This window comes from Virgibacillus oceani (genome assembly GCF_041521345.1).
GTDB classification, from domain to species: Bacteria; Bacillota; Bacilli; order Bacillales; family Amphibacillaceae; genus Virgibacillus_N; species Virgibacillus_N oceani_A.
Genome location: NZ_JBGOHB010000027.1, coordinates 1 through 25,482, shown reverse-complemented (window position 1 = coordinate 25,482; position 25,482 = coordinate 1). Strand labels below are relative to the sequence as shown.

The window sequence follows — 25,482 nt, the reverse complement described above, 5'->3', positions numbered from 1 at the left end:
TTGGAGAACTAATATAAGGGGGTACATACTATGTTAACAGTGCAGAACATCCACCATGCACGGGAAGATATTGCCGATATAATCAATGAAACACCATTATTTTCTTCCACACAGCTTTCAAAAATCACAGGAAATCGTATGTTTTTTAAAGCAGAACATCTGCAGCGGACCGGTGCTTTTAAAATTCGCGGAGCGACGAATAAGGTTAAGCAAGTGGTGAAGGAGGGAGCTTCTTTTGTTACAGCAGCTTCCTCCGGCAATCACGGCCAGGCCGTTTCCTATATTGCAAATGTACTGGGTATTGATGCAACCATTGTGATCCCGCAAGATGCGACGGTTAGCAAGGTGAATGCTATACAGACATACAAGGGGAAAATCGAGAAATGCGGCACCACTTCGGCAGACAGATTGCCACGGGCTCAAGTCTTGGCGAAAGAAAATAACGGCATATATATACCACCATACGATGATCCATTCATCATTGCCGGTCAAGGAACAGTAGGGCTGGAAATTTTGCAGCAATTAGATGAAGTCGAAGTTGTAGTTGTGCCGATTGGCGGTGGGGGACTTATTTCAGGGATTTTAACAGCCATCAAGGAAACAAACCCTTCTGTGACTGTAATCGGCGTGGAGCCGGAAAGTGCAAATGATACATTATTGTCACTTGAAGAAGGGGAGATAGTAAGCATCCCGGAAACGAAGACCATTGCCGATGGACTGCGTACGAGTGAACCAGGCACCATGACTTTTCCCATTGTACAAAAATATGTGGATAACATTGTTACGGTCAGTGAGAGTGAAATTCATCAAGCATTATTTTTTGTTTTGGAAAGAATGAAGCAGCTGATAGAACCATCGAGTGCGGTAGCTGTGGCTGCAGCTATGTTTGATAAGCTGGGTGTAAAGGATAAAAATGTAGTGTGTGTGTTGTCTGGCGGGAATGTGGATGTGAGGAAGTTAGGGGAGCTAATGTAGCTGGCGTAATAAGGAATGTACCGGCAATGAATGTGAATTAGTGGAAGGACATTGCATCGTATTAAAGCATAGAAACTGCAATAAAAATTATAGCGTGTACAAATTTTATATTAGTAGTATAATAAACATAGAAAGATCATCAAGACATATAATAATAAAGACCGCCCATGCTGTAACATGGCGCGCTCGGAATAGGCTGAACCCCGGCAAGAGGGGAAAGGCAGCGTGGCAAAATAATCCCTCACTAACCTGCTAAAGTACATGAGGGATTATTCCTTATGGTTTTTATCGCAGTGTAACTGGCTGGCCGACAAAAGCGCCACGTCCTGGGACTACGGGACAGTAGTTCCTCGTCCCATCATAAAGAATTGTGGCATTGTCGGCACTAGCACGTCCTGTGCGTCGTAAGACTCCCACTTCAAGCATGAAGGAACCAAGAAAATGCTAAGTGGGAGATCCAACAGCCAGTAACGGCCCGATTGGTTCAACTAACATTCAGTAGGTGAAGGGGGCGCAGACTAAAATCGCCACGTTCTGGGGCTACGGTACAGTGGTTCCTCGCCCCACCGAAAAACATTGTGACAATGTCTGCATCATCTAAGTCCTGTTGGCCCTAACCCCCACTGAATGAAGTTTCACTTTATCAGAAACGATAAACGCCATTAACATCCCGAAGGAAATCATAAGCGTTAGCGCACTAAGCAAACACCCGCTCCCCGGGAAGTCTCCCAACGAAGACTAAACGGACGAGCGACAGTGCTGCCAAACCCTCATGCGAAGCCAGTCTATTGTTCTTTTATTTATAGCATAAGCAGTTTACAAATGCGTGATCTAATTCCATCCATTTTAAACGCTTCCACCACTGTTAACCCTTTATAGCGCAGAGATGTATTTTCGGAAATATTCCTTACAACTTATACCCTGTCCTACTCTTAAAGCGCTTCAAAATAACAGAACTTTCCACCCTTGTAATCCCTTCTACAGAATAAAGTTCATCATTAATAAAGGCTTCAAGTTTGGTGAAATCCTCGACTAGCACGTGGGTATGAAGCGTGCTTGGCCCTGTCATTTGATAAATGCTGGCCACATTTGGATTATCAGCCAGGTTCTGGGCAACTTCCTGTAATTTCATTGGCTCCACATCGACTTCAAAAAATGCGGATACTTTCTTGCCGATTTTTTCCGAATTAATTACCACACTGAATTTTTCGATGATGCCTCTATCTTTTAAACTTTTAATCCGGTCTTTCACGGCAACCCGTGATAATCCTACTTTTTCTGCAAGCTCCACATAGGACAATCTGCCATCTTCGGCTAGTTCTTCAAGCAGTTTTTTATCGATATCATCAAATTTCATTCTATTATCTCCCATCCATTTTAAAATTCATTTAGTAAGAAAAATATTGTTAACATCATAAAAATGTAAGTTAAATTATTTATTGCTTTATTATTGTGTTGACAAAAGGCTGATTATTTTGTACCATATGAAATAATTCAGAAATATATGTAAGGAGAGTGTCCAATGAACTTTCTAAATAATCAATCCTACCCCTATTCTAATACAAGACATGCTACATATGCAAAAAATGGGATGGTGGCAACTTCTCAGCCGCTGGCATCACAGGCAGGGCTTGAGATACTCAAAAAAGGCGGAAATGCCATTGATGCGGCAATTGCAACAGCTGCTTGCCTTACCGTGGTAGAACCTACGTCAAATGGCATTGGCGGGGATGCATTTGCCCTCGTATGGACAAAAGGAAAACTGCATGGATTAAATGCAAGTGGCAGATCGCCTAATAATATTTCCATCGAAGCACTAAAAGAAAAAGGGTACGACGAAATCCCGACGCATGGCTGGGTTCCAGTTACCGTACCTGGAGCACCTGGAGCGTGGGCAGAGCTTTCAGAGCAATTTGGCAAGCTGCCTTTAACAGAAGTTTTACAGCCAGCAATCACTTATGCTGAAGAAGGCTTTCCCGTTTCACCGACACTGGGTAAGTTTTGGCATAAAGCTTACAAGAATTTTAAAGAAAAACTGACTGATTCCGAGTTTGAAAACTGGTTTAACACCTTTGCACCCAAAGGAAGAGCGCCAAAACCTGGGGAAGTCTGGTCTTCTCAAGCGCATGCAAATACATTGCGCGAAATTGCCGAAACAAAGGCGAAATCCTTTTACGAAGGTAATTTGGCTGATAGGATTGATGCGTTTTCCAAAGAGCATGGCGGATTTTTGCGAAAAGAGGATTTAGCAGCATATCGTGCAGACTGGGTTGACCCAATCAGCGAAAATTATCGCGGATATGATGTATGGGAAATACCTCCGAACGGACAGGGAATCGTTGCTCTGCAGGCGTTGAATATTTTAAAAGGATTTGATTTTCCGGAAAAAGAATCAACTGAAACATATCATAAACAAATAGAAGCGATGAAGCTTGCTTTTGCAGATGGGGAAAGGCATGTAACAGAAGATACACATATGCGCTGTACGATTGATGAAATCCTTGATGATAATTATGGGGAATATCGAAGGAAGCAAATTACCGATACAGCAATGACCCCTAAGGCTGGTGAACCAAGTTTAAGTGGTACAGTTTATCTGGCTGCAGCGGATAATGAGGGTAATATGGTGTCCTTTATCCAAAGTAACTATATGGGCTTTGGTTCAGGATTAGTCGTACCAGGAACAGGAATTGCTCTGCAAAATCGCGGCCATAATTTTTCTATGGACCCAGAGCATGTAAATGCATTGGCTGGCGGTAAAAGAACGTACCATACGATCATCCCGGGCTTTATGACAAAAGGTGATCAGCCAGTGGGGCCATTTGGCGTCATGGGAGGTTTTATGCAGCCTCAGGGGCATGTGCAGGTCGTCATGAATACAGTAGATTTTGGTTTGAACCCGCAAGCAGCTTTGGATGCACCAAGGTGGCAATGGAAGAAAGATAAACTAGTAGATGTGGAAAATCGTTTTCCGCACCATTTGGCACAGGGACTTTCTGAAAAAGGGCATAATATTAATATTTCCCTTGAACCAAATGAATTTGGGCGCGGCCAGATCATTTGGAAAGACCCGGAAAGCGGGGTTCTTGTTGGAGGAACGGAATCAAGAACGGATGGAACAGTTGCAGCTTGGTAGCAACCATTAGAAGACGTCGCTCCACTCGCTTTAAATGAGTGGAGCGAAATCCATTTTATAAATACAAAAAGGTTTGTGACATATGAAAAAACAATGGTATATTTTTCTTGCTTTTTTTCGAGTTGGCATGCTCGGTTATGGTGGAGGGCCAAGTTCCATACCGCTCGTTCATAAAGAAGTCGTCGATAAATACAAATGGATGGACGATGAAGAGTTTGGAGATATATTAGCGCTTGGCAACGCACTGCCGGGACCAATTGCCACAAAAATGGCAGGCTATATCGGTTACCGGGTTTCGGGTATGCTGGGAATGCTGAATGCACTTTTGGCTTCCATATTGCCGACGATTATTTTAATGATTATTTTACTTGCGACATTATCCAACCTTCGTGAATTTGATTGGGTACAAGGTATGACGGCAGGTGTCCTGCCTGTAGTGGGCATGATGATGGCAGTTTTAACCTGGCAGTTTTTTGAAAAAGCCGGAAAAGGTATGGGATGGATTACAACGATCATTCTCTGTGCTGTTATATTCGTGCTGCTGCAGTTATTAGGCGTTCACCCCGGTATTTTGATTGCTGCATTCATTATTCTTGCATTTATAAAAAAAGATAAAAAATCACCTGAAAAAGAAGGTGATGCTTCATGATGAAGTATTGGGAAATTTTTCAAGCCTTTTTCATTCCTGGAATCCTAGGTTACGGTGGTGGACCAGCTTCAATCCCGCTTATCGAAAATGAGGTAGTGATTCGATTTGAGTGGATGACCGTACAGGAATTCAGTGAGGTTTTGGCACTCGGAAATGCCATGCCGGGACCGATCGCAACGAAAATGGCAGGCTATATTGGTTATGAAGTGGGCGGTGTAATGGGTGCAGCAATAGGCGTGTTTGCCATTGTGGCTCCTTCACTTATTTTAATGATTGCTTTGTTAAGTGTATTGTTAAAATTTAAAGACTCTCCAAAGGTAAAAAGACTGACATTATATGTCCGGCCGATTATTGCTATTTTGCTCGGCTTAATGGCATGGCGATTTTTTTTTGAATCCTATGATGGAATTGGCATATGGCAGACTGTGCTGTTGACTGCGGTCAGTTATTTACTGATTGAGCGGGCAAAAGTGCACCCTGCGTATATTATTGCCGGAGCCTTGGTTTATGGTGGTTTTTTTCTGTAAACTATGGTCTGGATATTTATGAAGCCTGTAGCACTAAGCATGGTGTTACAGGCTTTTTGTATTCTTTAGTTGGATATCAATCTCTCTAAGGTGCTGTTCATCAAAACTGGTTCAAACGTCAGATAGAACGGTTCTAAACACCCTGCAGCTCAACAAAACCGGTTCAAACGTCAGATAGAACGGTTCTAAACGCCCTCAGCCCATCAAAATCGGTTCAAACGTCAGATAGAACGGTTCTAAACACCCTGCAGCCCATCAAAATCGGTTCAAACGTCAGATAGAACTGTTCTAAGCACCTTACAGCTCAACAAAATCGGTTCAAACGTCAGATAGAACGGTTCTAAACATCCTACAGCTCAACAAAATCGGTTCAAACGTCAGATAGAACAGCTCTAAACGCCCTCAGCCCACCAAAGCGTTTCACAGGGTAACATAGAAACTACTTAACGCCCGAATGACAACCTGGATTGACTAAACCACACGTTTCAAACCGTTATTTCACCAATCCCAGCTGATGCAATCCATGAAAAATACCGGATTCATCTACCGAACTTGTTCTATGTTTTGCATAACGAAAAAGGGCAGGGTGTGCATTTTCCATGGCAAAACCTTCTCCGACCGCGCCAAGCATTTCTTTATCGTTCATGCCGTCGCCAAATGCGATTGCCTGGTCTTTTCCGATGCCTAACTGCTTCAGAATATGTCCGACAGCGATCCCCTTATTTACATTTTTACGGATGATATCGAAGTTGTTATGCATCCCGTAAACATTTACAGGGGAGAGGTGCACATCCGATTTAAATTCATACAATGCCTCTTCGGATTCATTCAAATTCATAACAGTAGCTCCAAGAATAGAATCAATGACACTGTCTGTTAATGTATCATTTTTGATCAGATTAAATGCCCGGATAAACTTTCTCACACCCGGATCTGTCAATGAAGTGAAATAATTTCTTTGATTTGTATAACAAACCAGTTCGTGTCCGTTCTCTTCAGCTATATTCAAAAATTCCTTCATGGCAGAAGTATCCATCGGTTCATCTACAATGGTTTCATTCTGGTAAACTGCGTAGGCACCGTTATAGCCGATAAAGGATTCAATCTGCAGTTCGGCTGCCAGTTCCTCTACTTCATGCAGGGGCCGACCAGTCGCCAAAAATACTTCAATATTTTGTTCCTTCAATTGTAAAATAGCTTCTTTTGTTGATTCGGTATAAGTGTGGTCTGGTTTTAAAATAGTTCCATCTATGTCGAGAAATAGTATCTTGTAATCCATGGTGATCTCCTTTTTATAGTATTATATAGTGATTTTATCATAATTGAGGTTTTGTTCCACCTTCCTGTTCCACATTGAAAAACCTTCGCACCTGATCCGGTAGGGGAAGGTTATCTTTTGCAGCCTTTAATTATCTCAGAACCACCTATTTTGTTTAAATTGTCCACTTATAATATACAAACTTTAAACGCTGTCCATTTAATTCGAATTCTTCGTCACTTGTTGATACATGTTTAAATCCACTTTTCTCCAGGATTTTTTGTGAGGCTATGTTGTTAGTCAAAGTCTTCGCTAAAATTTGTGTAATACCTTGCTTGCTCACCGTTTTTAATAACAGCTGTAATGCTTTTTTAGCAATTCCTTTTCCAGTATATGATTTTCCCACTCTATAACCAATATGGCCTAAACCCAGTGTTTTATCAATATCTATTAAGTTTATTCTTCCAACAATGAAACCATCTTTATTCTTCATTAAATAAAAATGGGATAAATCTTGAGATTGTTCATCCAGCAGGGCTTTGTTCTTGTTTATAAAGGTCTCAAAGTGATAGTAATCATCACCGCGGCCCCATACCAATTCTTCAAAATAAGCTCGGTTCTCCAGTTCAAACTCAAATAAATCTTCAAAATCCGTGGCTTTTAATTTCTCAATTTCAATATCCATCGTAAATACCGCCAATTCAATTTTAATTTAAAAATTTAAAGCTTCGTATCATCCACATCATCAAGCCATTTTTCAATGGCATCAACTACTGATTTCACCGTTCCGTCATCAAAAGGGGAATTCAGACCGGCCTCTTTCACTAATTCAAGAAAGGATTTTGATCCCCCGAGCATGCATAAATGGAGGTAATCCTTCCAGGCAGACTCCCGCTCTTCCTGAGCCCGTTTCCAAAATTGAAAGGCACAAACTTGCGCTAATGTATAATCAATATAATAAAAAGGATCCTCGTAAATGTGTCCCTGACGCTGCCAAAAACGGCCTGACTCTAAATAGGCATTATCATCAAACTCTCGGTGGGGGAGATACGTTTCCTCAAGCTTATTCCAAGCCTCATTTCGTTCCTCTGGCGTCCAATCCGGATTTTCATAAACGAGATGCTGAAATTCATCCACTGCTGCGCCATACGGGAGGAATTTCAGCGCTTCTGTTAAATGTGTATATTTATACTTCAATGTATCCTCTTTAAAGAAAAGCTCCATCCATGGCCAGGTGAAAAATTCCATGCTCATCGAATGGATCTCAGCCGCCTCATGAGTCGGATCCGTATATTCCGGAAGTTCGAATTTCCTGCTGGAATATGCCTGAAATGCATGTCCTGCTTCATGTGTAAGCACATCAATATCTGCTGATGTCCCGTTAAAATTGGCAAAAATATAGGGGGATTGATAATCTTCAATATATGCACAATATCCGCCTGCTTCTTTCCCCTTCTTTGCTTCCAGGTCCATCAAATGGCGGTCGAGCATAAACTGGAAAAATTCCCTGGTTTCTTCTGATAATTCTTCATACATTTTCTTTCCGTTTTCAATGATCCATTCCGGTGATCCTTTTGGTGTTGCATTTCCACTAGCAAATAAAAAGGATTCATCATGAAATTTCAACTGGTCCACGTTAATGCGTTTTTCCTGCTTTTTATATAATTTTGTTACAAGTGGAACGATGAAGTCACGAACCTGTTGGCGGTATGCCTCTACCATCTCCGCATTATAATCAATTCGCAGCATTCGTAAATATCCGAGTTCAACAAAATTTTTGTACCCGATTGTGACAGCTATTTCATGACGCACCTTTACAAGGTCATCATAGATAGTATCAAATTCTGTTTGATTTTCCTCGAAAAACCCGGTATATGCATTGATTGCTTCTTTACGGATGTTGCGATTACTGTGTTCTGTAAATGGATACAGTTGTGCCAATGTATATGTCTCCCCCTGAAATTCTACTTCAGCAGATGCAACAAGTCTGGCGTATTGTGACGAAAGCTTATTTTCTTTTTGCAGCAATGGAATAATTTCCGGGGAAAAGGACTTGATTTCAAAATCCGCTATTTGAAATAACTGCTTCCCCCATTTTTCTTCCAATTTATCCCGGAATGGTGTTTTTACCAATTCCTTGTAAAATTCCGTGCTGATTTCCTGTATTACCGGCTCCACTTCATCGAAAAAATCCTGTTCTTTTTCGTAATATTCATCGTTAGTATCAATGGAAGAACGGATTAGTACAAGCATGGACATGGTGGACAGCCGGTTCCGAAGTTTGTTAATGGCGTCGATGGCATTTGTCGCTTCATCAACAGATTTTGCTTGTGCAAATTTCTGCAGAAGCTCCTCAAATTCAGCTTTTACCCTTTTCATTTTCGGACGTTCATATGTATAATCCTCAAATTTTTGCATGAGAACCCTCCTTCATTCATGTAAAAGTGTGATATCTCTATTAACCCACAGCGGTTGTAATGTTGCAAGATAAAATATAATTATAACTGATTGAAAGTCCTTGAAAACAAGCCTTGCGAAAAACTAATCAGCGAGAACCCTGAAAAAGGCGTTGTCAAGTACATGTTTTGCGAAAAAAGATTAATGATGTATCCGTTAGACGTTCTGGATTATATGATAAATGACACATCGCGAAAAGCTTGATACATCTGAACCTATTTCAGCGATACTGCATGCTCACTAGAGTTCACAATGAGAGTTAAATTCAACCTCGTACAGAATTGGAGTGTAGCTCTGTAAAAAAGCGATTTTCCTTTGTGATAGCAACGATGGGGGACATGATGATCAAGCAACACATTTAGAAGTAATAGAAGATTTGCTTCAATACATTAATAAAGATTCTGATCAATTTGTATTAAAAGGTGGAACAGGACTACTCGTTGGTTATGGACTGGATCGTTTTTCGAAAGATGTTGTTTTAGATGCTCGTTCAAAAAAGAATGCTTTAAGTGTTTTGGAGAACTTTCTGCCATGAATGACGATGATCTCAATATTACCAAGAATTCAAATACTGTAAAGAGAGCTATGTTAGATTATAGAAATGATAATCATAAGATGAAAATTGAAATTTGATATCGAAAGAAAAATATCATTGGTGATGAAGATGTTAATGTTATAGGTGGTGTTCAAGTTTATACTATTGAATCTTTGTTTTCTCAAAAATTAGCTGCAATGAATTCCCGCTCAAAGATAAGAGATGTGTATAATGTGTCATTTTTTATCTACAAAAATTATAAGGAACACCTTAGTGATCAGTCTTTAACACTTCTAGTTGATTCGCTGGAGCACAAAGGCATTGAATATATGGACTATCTTCTAACAACTCAGGGGGATTCGTTGATTGACAAAGATGTGTTAGAAACATATGATGATTTAGGGTTAGAAGATGATAATATTGATTCTGATCGTCAAGAATAAAATAAATATTTTGATGATGATCTTGAGCGCTAAAAGAGTCATTATCAAAGGCCAGGTTAATCCCAGGTCTTTTTTATGTTGTTATGACATGGGGGATTGATTATTTAGTTGGACTGGAAGAGCCAGAAGCGTATGATTCAAAGTACAAAAAGTGGTCAATGCATAACTTGCCTGTTCTGCCTATAAAAATGAAATATCAAGTCAATAAAAAGACAAGCAAACAGTTTAATGCGGATTCCATTATTATCGCAACAGACCCAGATTCAGAAGGTAAGAATACTGCTTACAGTATTCTCATATTGTGTGGGAAAAACAATATTGAATAAACCGAAACAGCAATTATGGGTTAATCCCTTTGAACAAACCTATCCAACAATATGACATGCTGACTAACATAGTTTATTATGAGCTGAATGCTATACTTAAATTATCAATGGTTAAAGGAGAATTGCATGAATCAAAAATTCGAACTGTCAAAAGAGCAGAAGGATGAAATGGTGAAAAAGATTCAGGGATTTTTTCAAAAAGAGCGTGGTGAGGAAATCGGGAATTTGGCTTCCATGATACTGCTGGATTTCATTACGGAAGAGATTGCGCCCGTATTTTATAACTTTGGCGTAGCGGACAGCTACACATTTATGAGCGAAAAACTGGATGATCTGTTTGGAATTGAAAAATGAAATTAGGTGTCACTTCTATGACACCTGGTTTCTATATCATATGCTTGAGAGAAGAAAGGCACAAAGGGCGGCTAAAACCGCCGCTTTGCGCGGCAACACTGATCCACCTGGCATGGCCACCCGCAGTCCGTACGTCGCTAAACGGGCGCTTGCGCTTTTGTTTTGGCGTAGAACGCACAAATTGCCCAGTCAATAAAATTTGTGGTGTCCCACTAATCTACAGCAATCGATAAGCTCTTCACTTTTAATGATGGCGATCCAATATGTCCCTTCGTACTCATTGGTGTGAATTCCAGGTCATTTCCTACTTGTTCGACATCTTTCAGCAATTCAAAAAAGTTCCCGGCAACGGTCATCAGTTTGGTAGGACCCACGACCTTTCCGTCTTTTACATAATAGCCATTTGCTGCAAGGGAAAAGTCACCAGAGATCGCATTTGCACCCGAATGCAATCCGGCCAGGTTCGTAATAATGATTCCTTCATCCAGCCCATCATACAATTGCTCATAAGAAGCTTGCCCTGGTTCAATGAAAAGGTTGGATGGACTGATATCAATGGTGTCTTTGTAAGATGGTTTATACCCGTTTCCGGTAGAAGCAACACCATCCTTCTTGGCTGTTTTCAAGTTATGGAAAAATGTCTCCAGTTTGCCAGCATCCACAATAGCTGTTTTTCTTGTAGCAACGCCTTCTGAATCGAAAGTCCGGCTCTTAATGCTCTCCTTCATGAACGGGTCGTCTGTTAATGTCACTAGTTCGGAAGCGATGGATTCGCCGAGTTTTCCTTGTAGCAAAGACTGTCCTTGCTGCACTGATTCTGCTGAAAAGGAAGTTGTAAATACATCCAATAATGAAGCAGCTGCCTGATTTTTAAAGATAACCGGATAACTTTTTGTTTCGTAAGATTTTCCGCCTAAATAACTGAGCGAATTTTCCACTGCTTTTTTGGCAAAATCGGCTGCATCCAGCGCGTGGAAATGTTGTGTTATTTCCATATGAAAATCAGATTTAATCTCTTCATTCTCTTTAACTGATACAGAAAAAATGACCATGAGAAGGTTATTCTTGTTCTTTAATGAAAGCCCTTTACTATTGTATATTGCTTTTTCAATTGTGGTGTCCTGTAATATGGCATCCCCAGTCTGAACCACACGCGGGTCATAATCATATATATTCTTCTCGACTTCTTTCATGAAGGCGATTTTTTCTTCTGTCGTCACCTCTGCAAGGGCAGCGGAATAAAATTCAATATCTTCATAGCTGTCATTGCCTGCATATATTTCTTCAGGTTCATTTTCCATTAAAGCGGCGTTTTCCTTTATACTGTTCAATAAAAATGTTACAGATTTATCATCCAGCTTTTCCGTATAGGCGTTGCCCATGCTGCCTTCATACAGGCCGCGCACAGATATGCCACTTACGGTAGATGATTGGTATCCATCAATTTCCCCTTTGAAAATTTCACAGGAAAACTGATCTTCTTTTTCATAGTAAAGCTCAAGCTCAGAAACACCTGCATTTTCAGCTTCGGTAAAAAGTTTATCGCGAAAAGTTTTTATCTCCATCATTATGCCTCCCTTCCGCCGACGGTAATTTCAGATACACGAAGCATCGGCTGACCGACATTGACCGGAACACTTCCGCTTGAAGCTCCGCACATCCCGGCTCCATGCCCAAGACTATTGCCGACCATATCTACTTTTTGAATCGTTTCCGCACCATTTCCAATTAAGGTGGCACCTCTTAGTGGCTTGTCAATTTTGCCGTCTTTTACCAAGTAGGCTTCAAGGGTTGCAAAATTATAATCTGCCGTTACAGGATCGACGGAACCGCCACCCATGTACTTTGCATAAATACCATGCTCGGTGCTGGCAATAATATCTTCAGGGGTTGATTCTCCCGGTGCAATAAATGTATTTGTCATGCGTGATGTTGGTGCGAATTTATAGGATTCCCTTCTGCTGGAACCAGTAGATGCAGTATTCATTCTTCTGGCGTTCAATTTATCAATCAAATACCCTTTCAAAATACCGTTTTCAATCAGCACATTTTTTCGTCCTTGTTCCCCTTCATCATCAATGTTGATGGAACCCCATTCATTCTTCAGTGTACCGTCATCTATGTAAGTAACAAGATCCGAGGCTACTTTTTCCCCTTCCTTATTAGCAAAGACCGAGTTATTTTTGGCAACAGTTGCAGCCTCCAGGCCGTGTCCGCACGCTTCATGGAAAATTACACCGCCAAATTCGTTATCAATAATCACCGGAAATTTACCGCTTGGTGCAGGGTCAGCATGCAGCATGGTCACTGCAATTCGAGCTGCTTCCTTTGCATAATGGTCGAGATCCAAACCTTCAATATATTCGAAACCCTGAAGTGCTCCAGGACCATAAAAACCGGTTTGCATATTCGAACCATTGCTGGCCACTGCCCCAGTAATGAGACGGGTTCTCGTTCGTTTGTCCTCGACAAAAACCCCTTCCGAATTGGCGATCAGCACGTTTTGTTCCTCATCCAAGAGGCGAATCATTGCCTGTGAAATAGAAGGGTCGTAATTCGTGACAATCTCGTTTGCTTTCCGCATGACATTCAGTTTCCGAACCTTTTCCACCTTATTTGGTTCGATCTCGACTGGATGGCTTGTCTCCACTATTTTTTTTTCAGCCGGTAACTGGATATTCCTTTCTGATTGGCCGCCTTGAATGGCTTTGGCAGCTGTATTTGCCGCTTTCAACAATCCATCTCTGGAAAAATCGTTCGTGTAAGCATAAGCACTTTGCAGTCCTTTAAAAATACGGATGCCCACACCAAAATCCCGTCCTGATATACTTTTATCCAGCCGATTACTCTGATACGTCATATTATTTGTATACCTGTCTTCCACAAACACTTCGGAAAAATCACCGCCTGTTACTAAAGCGGCAGACAAAACATCTTCAACAAGTGACTTGTTTAACATACTTTTCCCCCTTGGAATTTTATTTAAAAGTGCAATAATTTTATCTTACCAGATAAATGGGAATATAGGAATGCGATTTGGTTAAAAAATCATTTGTGGGACCGACAAGGGGGGCAGCCGTCTATGTCCTGACTTCCTAATATAAAACAAATGAAACAAAGTAACTGTCCCTGTGCCCCCCTCGTTCAATTTATCGCAGTGTAACCGGCTGGCCGACAAAAACGCCACGTCCTGGGACTACGGGACAGTAGTTCCTCGTCCCATCATAAAGAATTGTGGCATTGTCGGCACTAGCACGTCCTGTACGTCGTAAGACTCCCACTTTAAGCATGAAGGAAACATGAAAATGCTAAGTGGGAGATCCAACAGCCAGTAACGGCCCGATTCGTTCAAGGGCCTTTAGGTCATACCCTTGCGGTGCTAACATTCAGTGAGGGGAGGGGAAACGCAGACTAAAATCGCCACGTCCTGGGACTACGGTACAGTGGTTCCTCGTCCCACCGAAATACATTGTGGCAACGTCTGCATGACCTACGTCCTGTAGACCTAAACCCCCACTTAATGAAGTTTCACTTTATGTTTCATGCTTCCGTTCGCTGGATTCGACTACAACGGCTGCTGAGGCATCCCCGGTAATATTTACTGCGGTTCGCATCATATCAAGGATACGATCCACACTTGCGATTAAAGCAATCCCGGCCAACGGAAGATTAATTGCTGTCAATACCATTGTCAGCATAATAAGACCGGCTCCAGGAACACCCGCTGTTCCGATCGAAGCTAAAGTAGCAACAAGGGCAACCGTTATTATTTGAGTGAATGTCAGCTCCACGCCGTAGTATTGCGCGATAAACATTACGGCAACACCTTGATAAAGCGCGGTTCCGTCCATATTGATCGTTGCTCCTAGCGGCAAGGTGAAACTGCTCGTTTGTTTGGAAACACCTAGATTTTCCTGCGTATTTTTCATTGTGACAGGAAGGGTGCCCGAGCTGCTTGCGGTACTAAAGGCGACAGTAGCTGCAGGCAAAATTCCTTTAAAGAATGTAAGCGGGTTTAATTTTCCGATTGTTTTTACCGCAATGGAATAGGTTACAGCAGCATGAACAATACAGCCAATAAATACAGCGGCTATCAGTTTGATAAGTGGCATCAGTACATCAATCCCATATTGTCCCACGATGGGTGCAAGTAGCCCAAATACACCTAAAGGAACAAGCAGCATAACAAGATTGGTGATTTTATACATGATTTCCGAGAGACCATCAAAGAAGCGCCGTACTGGTGTTGCTTTCTCGCCAACTAACGTAATGCCAATTCCTAAAAATACAGCAAAAAAGATGATTTGCAGAATGTTTGCAGTGGATAATGCTTCGACCGGGTTTGTCGGCACAATGCTCAGTAATGTATCAACAATGCCGACTGTTTCAGCCGGTTCTTCTGCCCCGGCATCAGGGATAACATCAAGCCCTGTACCAGGCGACAACACAAATCCGGCAAGTAAGCCGATAGAGATGGCCATAAAGCTTGTCAGTAAATAATAAGTGATCATTTTGCCGCCAAGCCTGCCTAATTTTCTAATGTTTCCGGCACTTGTCACACCAACAATAATCGTTGCTAAAATAAGCGGTACAATAATAAATTGAATAAGACGTAAGAATAAATCACCAAGGGGTTCCACAACACTTGCATTTTCTCCAAACAGCAAACCAACTGCGATCGCCAGAACAAAAGCGATCAGGATCTGCCATAGGAACCTTTTCTTCATGTATATCCTCCTTATATTTGAAATAAAATAAGGCGATCCTCCTTTCCTCTATTTATTATTAGTTTATTAAAGCAAGTGTTGGTGAATTACAAATTTTTTAAAAAAGAAGAATGCAGCCATGTAAATTGACTTTATAGGTGTTCGATTGTAGACTATAAATATATATTTTTGTATGAGGTGAAGGAATGATACAGTCAGTATTTATCATTGGAATTATTTTGACGGTAATTAGTGTTGCTCTGGGACTTGCAGCTTTAAAAGCAACTGGTAAAGAGAAGTTCACAGGCTATTATCCACTAGCTGCCCTGGGAATTATCGGAATTTTATTGGTTTGTGCTGCCCCGATAGTCGGAAAAGTAGAAATGATGGGTGCAGGCCTTGGCGGATGGGGAATTGCAGCTATGTTTGCTGCTGCAATCGGCTTTATAGTTACATCACTTGTCGATTCTTATTCGAACGTGAAGGCATAAAAAAAGAGCGGTGATCCGTTCTTTTTTTATGCGTTAAACCATATGCCGAGAAGCTTCTAAGGTACATGGCTTAGATGGTTTTTATAATTCTTTTAACAGTTAAACATTTATCCTGACCTATTTGCGGGACTGTCGCTATTTATTTCCTCTCATATAGGTATTCCCGTTAATCTGCTCAATTTTACCTTCTTTCATCAGACTGCCGAGGGCGCGTTTGAAGGCTGCTTTGCTAATCTGGAACGTCGCCCGGATATCTTCTGGATCGCTTTTATCACTGAGAGGTATCACCCCGTTATTTGCTTCAAGGTGTTCCAAGATGGTTTCCGCATCGCTTCCAATACTGTGCTGTTTCAGGGGGCGAAGGGAAACATTGATAGAACCGTCTTCCTTTACTTCGATAACCCGTCCGTTGATAAGCTCGCCCAATCGCGGTTCTTCTTTGCGTTCCGAATGATGAATAAAGCCTCGGTGATTTCCCTCTGTGAAAATGGCTGCACCTTCCTTGCTTGTATGATATACCCTGCCTGTAATAGGCTGTTGGTATAAATTTTCCCTTGCCGCTTCGAATTCATTCATAAGCGCATTTTCATCTGCAGGGATTGCCAACAGACGTCCTTTTTGGTCTTCTCCTAAAGTAACGTAAAGCACATCTCCCGCTGCTGGCCACACGCTTTCAAATAATGGTAAGTCATCCTTGGATACGAGTATTTCCTTATTTGTACCAATATCGACAAAGACGCCCAAATTAGGGACAGCCTCTTTAACCTCCGCCCAATCGTATTTTTCTTTTTGTACAGCAGGGAGTGCTAATGTTGCTATCCATCTTCCTTGTTTATCGGAATATAAAAATACATTCACCTGTTCACCCGGATCCAGCTCTGTATCAGTTTCCTCGTGAGGGAGGACGGCTTCTATACCGGTATTAGTTAACACATAGCCAGTCTTTGTTTTACTGTCAACCTTCATTGTTTGGATGGTACCTAAAAATGAATTCAATCTCTAACACCTTCTTTTATTTTATAAGCTAACTTTCGTTTCTCTCTCGAATTGTGATTATAATCGCATAGACGATTTTCCTTGTCAAATTACTGCTCTATTAATGATAACTGAAGACCTGCAAGCTGCCAAGTTAAAAAAATCCAGCTTTTTGTTTAGTTTCGGAATGAACGAACTTCAATAAATACATAGGTAAAAAGAATTAATGGGTAATTCAAAAGTAGGATACAAATCAAAGCAATTTTCTGGGAGTTTTGCATAATGCTATCGTTTTCCATGATGATATGCCTACTCTAATTTGTCGAGTTTTATAATAGATTGTCGAAACCAAAACTTTCTTACTATTTTTAAAATCGGGTATTTATTCCGATTCATTGTTTAAAACTTTTTGATAATGTAGGTAATGAGAGACAGGAACGAATTTTTTCTAGGAGCATATTCTTAAGACGAAAGGATAGGTGGTAGTGAAAAAAATAGGGATTTCCATGATCGTTGCAGTGCTACTCATGTTAGTAACCACAATTTTTGTACAAGCAGAAAAAGGGGGAAATTTGGTTAGCAATTATTTAGGATTTGCCGAGCAGATTATGAAGGAAAAACAGGAGGAAGCAATGCAAGGCATGATCGAGCATAGACAGCAGCTAGCTGATACAGGTGAAAACCAATTAAGGGAATTTTACTTGGACAAGCTGGTTGAGGCAAAAGGAAATGTGGAGCAGCACCAAGAAGATTATCTTTTGCAATTGAAAGAAACGAAGGAAGTTTTAAAGGAAAAAGATCTACAGGAGTTTGAACAGCAAAAAACAGAACAACTGCAAATTGAAATTGGGCAAGATGTCGAGGAATATTTGGAAGAATTATTGTCAGAAAAATAAATCAAATGGAGGGAGTTATTTACGATGAAATTTGGATTAGGATCTTTAAAGGGGAAAATTATCGCAGGGACACTCGTTGTAGGGGTTGTTTCAGGTTCAAGTTTTGCATTTGCGAATACCGATGCAGGGGAAAATCTTCGGGCGTGGTATGATGACATGTTTGGTCAGTCAGTTGACACGATTGAAGCGGATACGGAAGCGTATATGGATGATCAAGTCCCTGGTCTGATTGATGAGTATGAGGCATTGAAGGATGAGGCTGGTGTGGATATTGATTTAACGAGGGAGACGGCAACTGGGGAGTCTTTAGATGAGATTGTAGCAGCTAAATTGAGTCACATTGAAGCAATTGATGAGGAAAAGGCAGAAATTTTAGCGGGTATGCAGCTGCAATATTATAATGTAATGCTGGATGGTTTTTTTGAAATTGAAACTGTAACAGGAGAATGGCTTAACTATGCAACGAACGATTTAACAGCATTTACAGGTGACACTGGTGAAGCAGCGTTGAATGAGATGACAACTGACATAAACACTGCCAGTGATGATGCAGTTCAGGAATTAGAGGCTGCCATTCAAAATGCTCAAGATGAATTGGCTGCTGCTATAGAATCTAATGAAACTGTGACTATTGATAATTTAAGAAGTCAAGTTGATTGGGCCATTGAAGATTTACGTGATGAAGTAGAAGCACTTTTAGCCGGGCTTGTTGAAGAACAGCAAAACATCATAATTGCTGCAGCAGAGGATCTGGAAGAAGATGCAATCAATGCATTAGATGACGTCGTTTCCGGTATTAATGAATAATTAAACTACAAAGACAGATAGGACTGGCGGGTTCCCTGCTCCAATTACAGGGAGCCCGATTTTAGGAGCTGATTTCGGTGCAGGCAAAATGGCGGAAAATTGTAATTGGAACGCTTTTTTTAATAGTGGTTGCAGGCAGCAGTGTTACAATTGCTTTTGCCGATCAAAATATAGGCGGGATGCTGACATCGTGGTTTGATCAGAAAACAGAGGAATCGGTGGAAGAAATAGAACAAGCCATTTTAACAGAACAGCAAAAACAAACAAAAAAATTACAAGAAGAACTGCGCTTAGCAATTGAAGCGGCAGAAGAAGAGCTGCATGATTTTGTGGAAGCGGAAAAAAGCAGCCGGGTTGAAGATATCAGAAAGTATGCAGATTCACTGATGGAAGAAATAGAGATAGACGAATCGGCAATGAAGGAAACCAAACTACAGGAATTGGAACAGATTTTTAATAATGCGAAAGTGGAAATGGATCAAGTGCTTGAAACCGGCGGCCAAGAAGGGGGAAATGAACAAGAACCGGACACTGAAGAAACTGAAGGAGAAACAGATCATGTAACTGAAGCTGAACAACACGAGGGGGAAACAAATGAGTAAGACTACACCTATGAAAGAAACAGCATCCGAAAACAATTCAAAACAAAAAAAATCCAGCAAATCCAGTGTGATGAGCTGGGTTATTTTCATCATTTTCTTAATAGGAATCTTTATATTGTTCAGATACGTTATTCAATTTACGGTCGTTTCCGGCGATTCGATGAACCCCACGCTGGATGATAGGGATATTCTGCTGACAAGCAGTCTGTTTTATGAAGTGGAACGGTATGATGTGATTATTTATCAGGATCAGAACGGGTTAGATGTGATCAAACGGGTGATTGGCATGCCGCATGAAACGGTGGAAATCAGAGAGGGAACTATTTTTGTGGAGGGAACGCCACTTGAAGAGGATTATACGGCCGGCAAACCAAGTGATATACCTGAAGTGACCGTCAGTGAAGGAAGCTATTTTGTCATCGGTGACAACAGACAGCCGGGGGCAAGCTTTGACAGTAGAGACAGCGATCACGGTCCAATTACAGAAAATCAGATAAAAGGGGAATCCGTCTTTTCTATATTCCCGCCGAAATCGATTAAATAGTACTGCAGGCTGTTTTATGCCGGCAGTTTTTTTGTTGCATCATACAACATACCGATGACAGTCCACTGCCAATCTATTATAATGATGAAAAAGGCGGGTGATTGCATTGGTTCGGATGGAAGCTTACGGGGATTCAGGCTTTAGAATCCAGTTTGGTGAAGATATTTCCAAGGAGACGAATGAAAAGATACGTTGTTTTTGTCTCCTGCTGGAAAAGAAAAAAATTCGGGGTGTGATGGAATGGATTCCAACCTATACTGCGGTAACGCTTGTTTATAACCCGTTTATTATATTTTATGAAGAATTGGAAGTGCAAATCGAACAGTCACTATCGGAAATGGAAAAGATGGTACTTCCTGCTGCCAAAATAACGGAGATTCCTGTTTTTTATGGGGGAGAGAATGGACCTGATCTTTCCCTTGTTGCAGAAGAGAATAACCTTGATGAGCGGGAAGTGATAGACTTGCATACATCAAGAGATTACTTGATCTATATGATGGGGTTTATCCCGGGGTTTACGTATTTAGGTGGAATGTCTGAGAAAATTGCTCTAGAGAGAAAGTCCAATCCTCGTGCAGAGATTTCGGCAGGTTCTGTAGGAATTGCCGGAAAGCAGACAGGTATTTATCCGGTAGAATCGCCGGGAGGATGGCAAATCATCGGAAAAACGCCATTAAAGTTATATGATGAAAGAAAAGCGTCACCTATTTTACTGGAGGCAGGTAATTATATTCGCTTTATGCCAATAGGAGAACAGGAATTTATAGAAATAGAGAAAAAAGTGAAAGCGGGAAGTTATATTCCCCGGACAACATTCATACAGGGAGGGGAGGAGAACAATGAAGTATCAGGTTGATCTGAACAGTGATTTGGGAGAGAGTTTTGGCGCCTACAAAATAGGGCAGGATGATTTGATTATGGATTATATCTCATCTGCCAATATTGCTTGTGGTTATCATGCTGGGGATCATAACGTGATTGCTCATACAGTGAAAACTGCTTCAAATAAAAATATTGGAATCGGTGCCCATCCCGGGCTGCAGGATTTAATCGGTTTCGGCCGGCGTCCCATGGAAATAGACCCCGAAGAAGCGTATAATCTTATTTTATATCAGATCGGTGCGATCCAAACTTTTGCCTCGACACATCAGCGAAAAATGAATCATGTCAAACCACACGGTGCTTTATATAATATGGCTTGTAAAGATGCCGGGCTTGCGCAGGCAATTGCGGAAGCGGTCTATGCAAGTGATAAAAACATCGTATTATTTGGCTTGGCTGGCAGTGAGCTTGTAAAAAAGGGAAAACAAGCCGGTTTGCGAACTGCCGAGGAAGTGTTTTCTGATCGTACTTACCAGCCTGATGGTACACTTACTGCCAGAACACAGGACAATGCTATAATCCGGGACGCAGATGAAGCATTATATCGTGTTATCCGCATGGTCAAGGATGGAAAAGTGGAAAGTACAGACGGTACAGATATTGATATTCAGGCAGACACGATTTGTATTCACGGTGACGGACAGCAGGCACTTACTTTTGCTGAGAAGTTATTTAAAGAACTGGTGAAAAATGAAATTACCATTAGAAGAGTAGGGGAAAAATGAGTGAAGTTATGAAAATAATCAAACCGGGTCTGGCAACATCTGTACAGGATTTAGGGAGGAAAGGTTACCAGCAGTATGGTGTCGTCGTTTCCGGTGCGATGGATGATTTTGCCTTGCAGGTTGCGAATCTGCTCGTTGGAAACTTGCGGGGAGAAGCCGGTCTTGAAATTGCTTTGATAGGACCGGAAATTTCCATGGTTGAGGACACAGTTATTGCTGTCTGCGGTGCGAATCTTTCACCAAAATTGGACGGAGAATCCATTTCAAACTGGAAGTCTTATGTTGTTGAAAAAGGACAAATATTAACTTTTGGCAAACCAAAGAATGGCGGGTATGCATATGTTGCTGTTGCCGGAGGTGTGAAAACGCCTGAAGTGATGGGAAGCAAATCAACTTATGTGAAAACGGAAATGGGCGGATATAAAGGCCGTTATTTGGAAAAAGGAGACTGTGTGGAAGCTGGTACAGCTGCTTATGAGCTGAAGCGATTGGCGGGAAGAAGCATTAAGCTGACAAATGAGATGGACTATCATGCTCACAACCGCATCCGTATTGTGCTTGGACCGGATAGTCAGGGCTTTAGCGAGGAATCGATCCAGCATTTTTTAACATCTGCTTACCAGGTCACCCCACAATCTGATCGTATGGGCTACCGGCTGGACGGCCCAGCACTGGAAGGAAAAGCAGATATTATTTCAGATGCAGTATTACCGGGTACAATTCAAGTTCCTGCAGATGGAAAGCCCATTGTTTTGCTTGCTGACAGGCAAACTACTGGTGGCTATGCGAGAATTGCCTCGGTCATTTCAGTCGATCTTCCATACGTAGCGCAGCAGCGAGCAGGAAATGAATTGCGATTTGTGGAAGTCAGTGTGAAAGAAGCTCAACAGCTTTATGTTCAAAGGGAGCTGTTATTGAAGAGGTTGAATCTTGGGGCGGGGCGAATCAAGTGATTGCTAGAGGGAATTTTGTAAAGAAGCCAGCCCACTCGGTAGATCCGGGTAGCAAAAGTAATGAGAATCGTCCGTGAATGCAGCCCTCTCGGTAGATCCAACATCAAATGTAATGAGAATCAGCCGAGAATGCAGTCCTCTCGGTAGATCCAATCTCAAAAGTAATAAGAATTGTCCGAGAATGGAGCCCTCTCGGTGGATCCGACATCAAAAGTAATAAGAATCAGCCGAGAATGTATTCCTCTCGGTGGATCCAACATCAAATGTAATGAGAATCAGCCGAGAATGTATTCCTCTCGGTGGATCCAACATCAAATGTAATGAGAATCAGCCGAGAATGGAGCCCTCTCGGTGGATCCAACATCAAATGTAATGAGAATCAGCCGAGAATGGAGCCCTCTCGGTGGATCCAACATCAAATGTAATGAGAATCAGCCGAGAATGGAGCCCTCTCGGTGGATTCAACATCAAAAGTAGTGAGAATCAGCCGAGAATGCAGTCCTCTCGGTGGATCCAACATCAAAAGTAGTGAGAATCAGCTGAGAATGCAGTCCTCTCGATAGATCCAACATCAAATGTAATGAGAATCAACCGAGAATGCATTCCTCTCGGTGGATCCAACATAAAATGTAATGAGAATCAGCCGAGAATGTAGCTCTCTCGGTAGATCGAGCAACAAAATTAGTGAGAATCAGCCGAGAATGCATTCCTCTCGGTGGATCCATATCAAAAGTAATGAGATTAGGAAGAGAGAAGTGTTCTCACGAGCTAAATTGTAATACCACAGTAATTAACTTATAAAAATAGTATCTTTATTCAAAGTAAGTCCACCGATGGTTTCCGGCTTTAGTAAAATTACGTAATAGGGTGTTCCTAATTCTTCTTTTTGGAACTATTTGACACCATTGATGAATGGTATTGGTGGTAATCTTTTTATTTGGAAATAAAATTGTATATTCCTTTATGCTTCTTAATATAGCTTCGTCAAGTGGTTCTTCATGCTGACATTTATTACAAACTTTTACTTGTTTGCCTGCAGTGCCGGAGAGAGAATGGCATTTCGGGCATAACATTCCTTTTCGTAATTGTTCAAAATCGTAAGTAGGTATTTGTTTGGGCGGAGAATTTTTATGTAAAGAAATTAACTGATCCGCAAGTTTTTTGTGTTTATTAGTTAGTTTGGATGGCTGTATATTCAAGTGGTTTAAGTTGTTCTTAACTTGGGTTGGAAGAATGATTGGTTTATCAAGGGGAGCTTGGTATAAGGTGAATCTCTGGTTGATGAAAACAAGAGAAGAATCGACTGGAAAATTAAATCCGTGACTGAGCAATAACTGTCGTAATAATGATTCGCCTCTGCTTAATTGGTGTAGAGGATTAATAAATTCTAATTCCGGTTTCTTATACAGCTTATCAGATTCGTAATAATAATCCCCTTCAAAGTTCTTCACATCATAAAAGTACATCTTTTTTTGTGTAATAATTAGAGAATCGATTTGGAAGGTAGTGCTGTTTGCTTCCAGAAGAAGGTCATTCAATATCAAACACTCACACTGAAGTTTTACAGTAAAAGAATCAAATAACAACTCCCCCTCATAGCCTTTCTTGATATTTAAATAGCGCTGCTTATGCTTACTGTTTAAATTCATTCGGCCCTTCAATGCTTTTAAAATTGTTAATTCTGCTGGCTCTGTCCGTGATTTGTAAATCATATTCCACATCCTTTTCTATTCTATGAATCTATTATAATATTTCACGTAGAAATCGCAATATTTATGCAAATATTATAAATGAACTTCTTATGAATGGCTATTAACCTTACTCTATTTTTTATCAAAAGATCGAAATATGATAGACTAATAAGTATTAATGGTAATTGGAGATGTCACCATGAGTTTGTTTTTAAACGTTATTCTACCAATCATTGCCGTATTCGCTTCCGGTTTTATCCTGCAGCGAATACGGTTGCTTGATGTAAAATCCGTTTCTGCTGTATCGATTTACATATTAATGCCGTCGCTTGTGTTTGTTGGGTTATATGATGCTGAATTTGATAGCAGTTATGTCATTATCATTATTTATATGTTCGTCCTGTTTTTCCTTATGGTTTTTCTGAATAAAATGCTGGCTCGTTTGCTAAACTGGTCACCATCTACAGAAAGTGCATCCATATTGTCTACCGGTTTCATGAATTCGGGGAATTATGGGCTTCCTGTTGTTTTATTCAGCATTGGAGGGGCGGCACTACCGTATGCGATATTCATTATGGTTATCCAATCGCTGCAAAATAACTTTTTCGGTGTTTATTACGCTTCGAGAAGTACAAGTGGAATGAAACGTGCATTGATCAATATATTAAAAATGCCGACAACATATGCAGCTATTTTGGCGATGCTGTTTCAACCGTTGAACGTAGAAGTGCCTGAGGCTGTTTATTCCACTTTAGCTATGGTAGGAGATGCAGGCATTCCGGTGATGATGATCGTGCTCGGTATGCAACTTGCTTCAATCACAGGGATCAAAATAAATTGGCAGGTCATTGTCTCGGCGGTCACCTTGAAAATGGTGGTGGCGCCATTATTTGCATTTTTATTTGTGTGGCTGATGGATGTGGATCCGCTTATAGGCGTTATTTTAATCATTATTTCCGCTATGCCGACTGCTGCAACGACAACAATGTATGCCATCGAATTTGACACAGAGCCCGATCTTGTTTCAAGTATCACATTTATTTCTACGGTTGTAAGTGTCGTGAGTTTAACGATTTTATTAAATATTGTTGCTTGATTTGAGTATGTTTTCATCCTGTTATTTTAGGGTAATTGTAAAGTAAATATCGGTTACATTGAAGGGATGAGAATATAATGCTACGAACAATTTTAATTATTATTGGTGCTATTGTAGTAATTGGCTGGATTATTTCCATGCTGTAAAAGATACCGCGCTGGCAGAGTAATTGGCAAAATAGAAGGGTTCTTGGCATTGTCCGAGAGCCCTTTTTTTAAGTTTGTGTAATGTAGGAATGCCAAAGTTCATAATAAAAAAATCAAAGTCCACACAATAATCTTCGAAGTTCACAAATGAATAGTGCTCATCCCCAAAGAGCCTAAGTACTGGTTCTCACCCAAAAAGGTCAAAAATCCCACCAACTAGACTGAACAATTCGTTATAATAGGTATAGAATAACTTGTTGGAGGTTATCCCATGTTCAGACCAGGCAAAAAAGATATTCAAAAATCGT

General features: G+C 40.9%; 26 protein-coding genes. 17 read left to right on the top strand and 9 right to left on the bottom strand.

Annotation, left to right across the window (positions count from 1 at the left end; genetic code table 11):
- Nucleotides 1–30 precede the first annotated feature (30 nt).
- The gene (locus ACDX78_RS17435; RefSeq protein WP_486029438.1) at nucleotides 31–975 is read left to right on the top strand and encodes a threonine ammonia-lyase; all 945 of its coding nucleotides are present in this window, start codon (nucleotides 31–33) and stop codon (nucleotides 973–975) included.
- 907 nt (nucleotides 976–1,882) lie between these two features.
- On the opposite strand, the gene ACDX78_RS17430 is transcribed toward ACDX78_RS17435, so the two are convergent.
- The gene (locus tag ACDX78_RS17430; RefSeq protein ID WP_486029437.1) at nucleotides 1,883–2,332 is read right to left on the bottom strand and encodes an Lrp/AsnC family transcriptional regulator; all 450 of its coding nucleotides are present in this window, start codon (nucleotides 2,330–2,332) and stop codon (nucleotides 1,883–1,885) included.
- Nucleotides 2,333–2,497: 165 nt separating this feature from the next.
- On the opposite strand from ACDX78_RS17430, the gene ggt reads away from it, so the two are divergent.
- The 3 genes from ggt to ACDX78_RS17415 all read left to right on the top strand — a co-directional run bounded on the left by ggt (nucleotide 2,498) and on the right by ACDX78_RS17415 (nucleotide 5,287).
- Nucleotides 2,498–4,111 carry a gamma-glutamyltransferase gene (ggt, locus tag ACDX78_RS17425; RefSeq protein WP_486029436.1) on the top strand — a complete coding sequence of 538 codons (1,614 nt, stop codon included), beginning with the start codon at nucleotides 2,498–2,500 and terminating at the stop codon, nucleotides 4,109–4,111.
- 82 nt (nucleotides 4,112–4,193) lie between these two features.
- On the top strand, nucleotides 4,194–4,760 hold the full coding sequence (locus ACDX78_RS17420; protein ID WP_486029435.1) for a chromate transporter: 567 nt from the start codon (nucleotides 4,194–4,196) through the stop codon (nucleotides 4,758–4,760).
- Nucleotides 4,760–5,287 (top strand): chromate transporter, encoded by a 528-nt coding sequence (locus tag ACDX78_RS17415; protein WP_486029473.1) that lies wholly within the window; start codon nucleotides 4,760–4,762, stop codon nucleotides 5,285–5,287. Before ACDX78_RS17420 ends, ACDX78_RS17415 begins: the two co-directional genes overlap by 1 nt.
- Before the next feature lie 493 nt (nucleotides 5,288–5,780).
- On the opposite strand, the gene ACDX78_RS17410 is transcribed toward ACDX78_RS17415, so the two are convergent.
- The 3 genes from ACDX78_RS17410 to ACDX78_RS17400 form a co-directional block, all read right to left on the bottom strand.
- A complete protein-coding gene (locus ACDX78_RS17410) occupies nucleotides 5,781–6,566 on the bottom strand; it encodes an HAD family hydrolase (RefSeq protein WP_486029434.1) in 786 nt (261 codons plus the stop codon).
- Between the two features lie 154 nt (nucleotides 6,567–6,720).
- Complete coding sequence (locus ACDX78_RS17405; RefSeq protein WP_486029433.1) at nucleotides 6,721–7,230, bottom strand: GNAT family N-acetyltransferase; 510 nt, start codon at nucleotides 7,228–7,230, stop codon at nucleotides 6,721–6,723.
- A gap of 35 nt (nucleotides 7,231–7,265) precedes the next feature.
- Nucleotides 7,266–8,963, bottom strand: a complete 1,698-nt coding sequence (locus tag ACDX78_RS17400; RefSeq protein ID WP_486029432.1) for a M3 family oligoendopeptidase — start codon at nucleotides 8,961–8,963, stop codon at nucleotides 7,266–7,268.
- A 415-nt stretch (nucleotides 8,964–9,378) separates the two neighbouring features.
- Between ACDX78_RS17400 and ACDX78_RS17395 the strand changes: the two genes are divergently transcribed.
- From ACDX78_RS17395 to ACDX78_RS17380, 4 genes are all read left to right on the top strand, one after another.
- A complete protein-coding gene (locus tag ACDX78_RS17395) occupies nucleotides 9,379–9,537 on the top strand; it encodes a nucleotidyl transferase AbiEii/AbiGii toxin family protein (RefSeq protein WP_486029431.1) in 159 nt (52 codons plus the stop codon).
- 233 nt (nucleotides 9,538–9,770) lie between these two features.
- Entirely contained in the window at nucleotides 9,771–9,980 is a 210-nt protein-coding gene (locus ACDX78_RS17390; protein WP_486029430.1) for a hypothetical protein, read from the top strand.
- 83 nt (nucleotides 9,981–10,063) lie between these two features.
- Nucleotides 10,064–10,306 (top strand): toprim domain-containing protein, encoded by a 243-nt coding sequence (locus tag ACDX78_RS17385; protein WP_486029429.1) that lies wholly within the window; start codon nucleotides 10,064–10,066, stop codon nucleotides 10,304–10,306.
- 126 nt (nucleotides 10,307–10,432) lie between these two features.
- The gene (locus ACDX78_RS17380; protein ID WP_486029428.1) at nucleotides 10,433–10,660 is read left to right on the top strand and encodes a DUF2164 domain-containing protein; all 228 of its coding nucleotides are present in this window, start codon (nucleotides 10,433–10,435) and stop codon (nucleotides 10,658–10,660) included.
- Between the two features lie 212 nt (nucleotides 10,661–10,872).
- On the opposite strand, the gene ACDX78_RS17375 is transcribed toward ACDX78_RS17380, so the two are convergent.
- The 3 genes from ACDX78_RS17375 to ACDX78_RS17365 form a co-directional block, all read right to left on the bottom strand.
- Nucleotides 10,873–12,225, bottom strand: a complete 1,353-nt coding sequence (locus ACDX78_RS17375; RefSeq protein WP_486029427.1) for a TldD/PmbA family protein — start codon at nucleotides 12,223–12,225, stop codon at nucleotides 10,873–10,875.
- A gap of 2 nt (nucleotides 12,226–12,227) precedes the next feature.
- The gene (locus tag ACDX78_RS17370) at nucleotides 12,228–13,619 is read right to left on the bottom strand and encodes a TldD/PmbA family protein (protein WP_486029426.1); all 1,392 of its coding nucleotides are present in this window, start codon (nucleotides 13,617–13,619) and stop codon (nucleotides 12,228–12,230) included.
- 574 nt (nucleotides 13,620–14,193) lie between these two features.
- The gene (locus tag ACDX78_RS17365) at nucleotides 14,194–15,387 is read right to left on the bottom strand and encodes a dicarboxylate/amino acid:cation symporter (protein WP_486029425.1); all 1,194 of its coding nucleotides are present in this window, start codon (nucleotides 15,385–15,387) and stop codon (nucleotides 14,194–14,196) included.
- A 185-nt stretch (nucleotides 15,388–15,572) separates the two neighbouring features.
- Between ACDX78_RS17365 and ACDX78_RS17360 the strand changes: the two genes are divergently transcribed.
- Nucleotides 15,573–15,857 (top strand): hypothetical protein, encoded by a 285-nt coding sequence (locus tag ACDX78_RS17360; protein ID WP_486029424.1) that lies wholly within the window; start codon nucleotides 15,573–15,575, stop codon nucleotides 15,855–15,857.
- Between the two features lie 135 nt (nucleotides 15,858–15,992).
- Here the strand turns inward: ACDX78_RS17360 and ACDX78_RS17355 are convergent, their stop codons facing one another.
- Nucleotides 15,993–16,853 (bottom strand): CvfB family protein, encoded by an 861-nt coding sequence (locus tag ACDX78_RS17355; protein WP_486029423.1) that lies wholly within the window; start codon nucleotides 16,851–16,853, stop codon nucleotides 15,993–15,995.
- A gap of 464 nt (nucleotides 16,854–17,317) precedes the next feature.
- On the opposite strand from ACDX78_RS17355, the gene ACDX78_RS17350 reads away from it, so the two are divergent.
- The 7 genes from ACDX78_RS17350 to ACDX78_RS17320 all read left to right on the top strand — a co-directional run bounded on the left by ACDX78_RS17350 (nucleotide 17,318) and on the right by ACDX78_RS17320 (nucleotide 22,241).
- Complete coding sequence (locus ACDX78_RS17350) at nucleotides 17,318–17,728, top strand: hypothetical protein (RefSeq protein WP_486029422.1); 411 nt, start codon at nucleotides 17,318–17,320, stop codon at nucleotides 17,726–17,728.
- 24 nt (nucleotides 17,729–17,752) lie between these two features.
- Entirely contained in the window at nucleotides 17,753–18,535 is a 783-nt protein-coding gene (locus ACDX78_RS17345) for a hypothetical protein (protein WP_486029421.1), read from the top strand.
- Nucleotides 18,536–18,612: 77 nt separating this feature from the next.
- The gene (locus ACDX78_RS17340) at nucleotides 18,613–19,137 is read left to right on the top strand and encodes a hypothetical protein (protein ID WP_486029420.1); all 525 of its coding nucleotides are present in this window, start codon (nucleotides 18,613–18,615) and stop codon (nucleotides 19,135–19,137) included.
- The gene (gene lepB / locus ACDX78_RS17335; RefSeq protein ID WP_486029419.1) at nucleotides 19,130–19,681 is read left to right on the top strand and encodes a signal peptidase I; all 552 of its coding nucleotides are present in this window, start codon (nucleotides 19,130–19,132) and stop codon (nucleotides 19,679–19,681) included. Before ACDX78_RS17340 ends, lepB begins: the two co-directional genes overlap by 8 nt.
- A gap of 115 nt (nucleotides 19,682–19,796) precedes the next feature.
- Nucleotides 19,797–20,537: a 5-oxoprolinase subunit PxpB gene (gene pxpB / locus ACDX78_RS17330; RefSeq protein ID WP_486029472.1), complete on the top strand. Its 741-nt coding sequence runs from the start codon at nucleotides 19,797–19,799 to the stop codon at nucleotides 20,535–20,537.
- Nucleotides 20,521–21,288, top strand: coding sequence for a LamB/YcsF family protein (locus ACDX78_RS17325; RefSeq protein WP_486029418.1), 768 nt, complete (start codon nucleotides 20,521–20,523; stop codon nucleotides 21,286–21,288). Before pxpB ends, ACDX78_RS17325 begins: the two co-directional genes overlap by 17 nt.
- The gene (locus tag ACDX78_RS17320) at nucleotides 21,285–22,241 is read left to right on the top strand and encodes a 5-oxoprolinase subunit C family protein (RefSeq protein ID WP_486029417.1); all 957 of its coding nucleotides are present in this window, start codon (nucleotides 21,285–21,287) and stop codon (nucleotides 22,239–22,241) included. Before ACDX78_RS17325 ends, ACDX78_RS17320 begins: the two co-directional genes overlap by 4 nt.
- Before the next feature lie 812 nt (nucleotides 22,242–23,053).
- Here ACDX78_RS17320 and ACDX78_RS17315 read toward each other — a convergent pair.
- Nucleotides 23,054–23,953 carry a nuclease-related domain-containing protein gene (locus tag ACDX78_RS17315; RefSeq protein ID WP_486029416.1) on the bottom strand — a complete coding sequence of 300 codons (900 nt, stop codon included), beginning with the start codon at nucleotides 23,951–23,953 and terminating at the stop codon, nucleotides 23,054–23,056.
- Nucleotides 23,954–24,131: 178 nt separating this feature from the next.
- On the opposite strand from ACDX78_RS17315, the gene ACDX78_RS17310 reads away from it, so the two are divergent.
- Nucleotides 24,132–25,028, top strand: coding sequence for an AEC family transporter (locus ACDX78_RS17310; RefSeq protein ID WP_486029415.1), 897 nt, complete (start codon nucleotides 24,132–24,134; stop codon nucleotides 25,026–25,028).
- Nucleotides 25,029–25,482 lie beyond the last annotated feature (454 nt).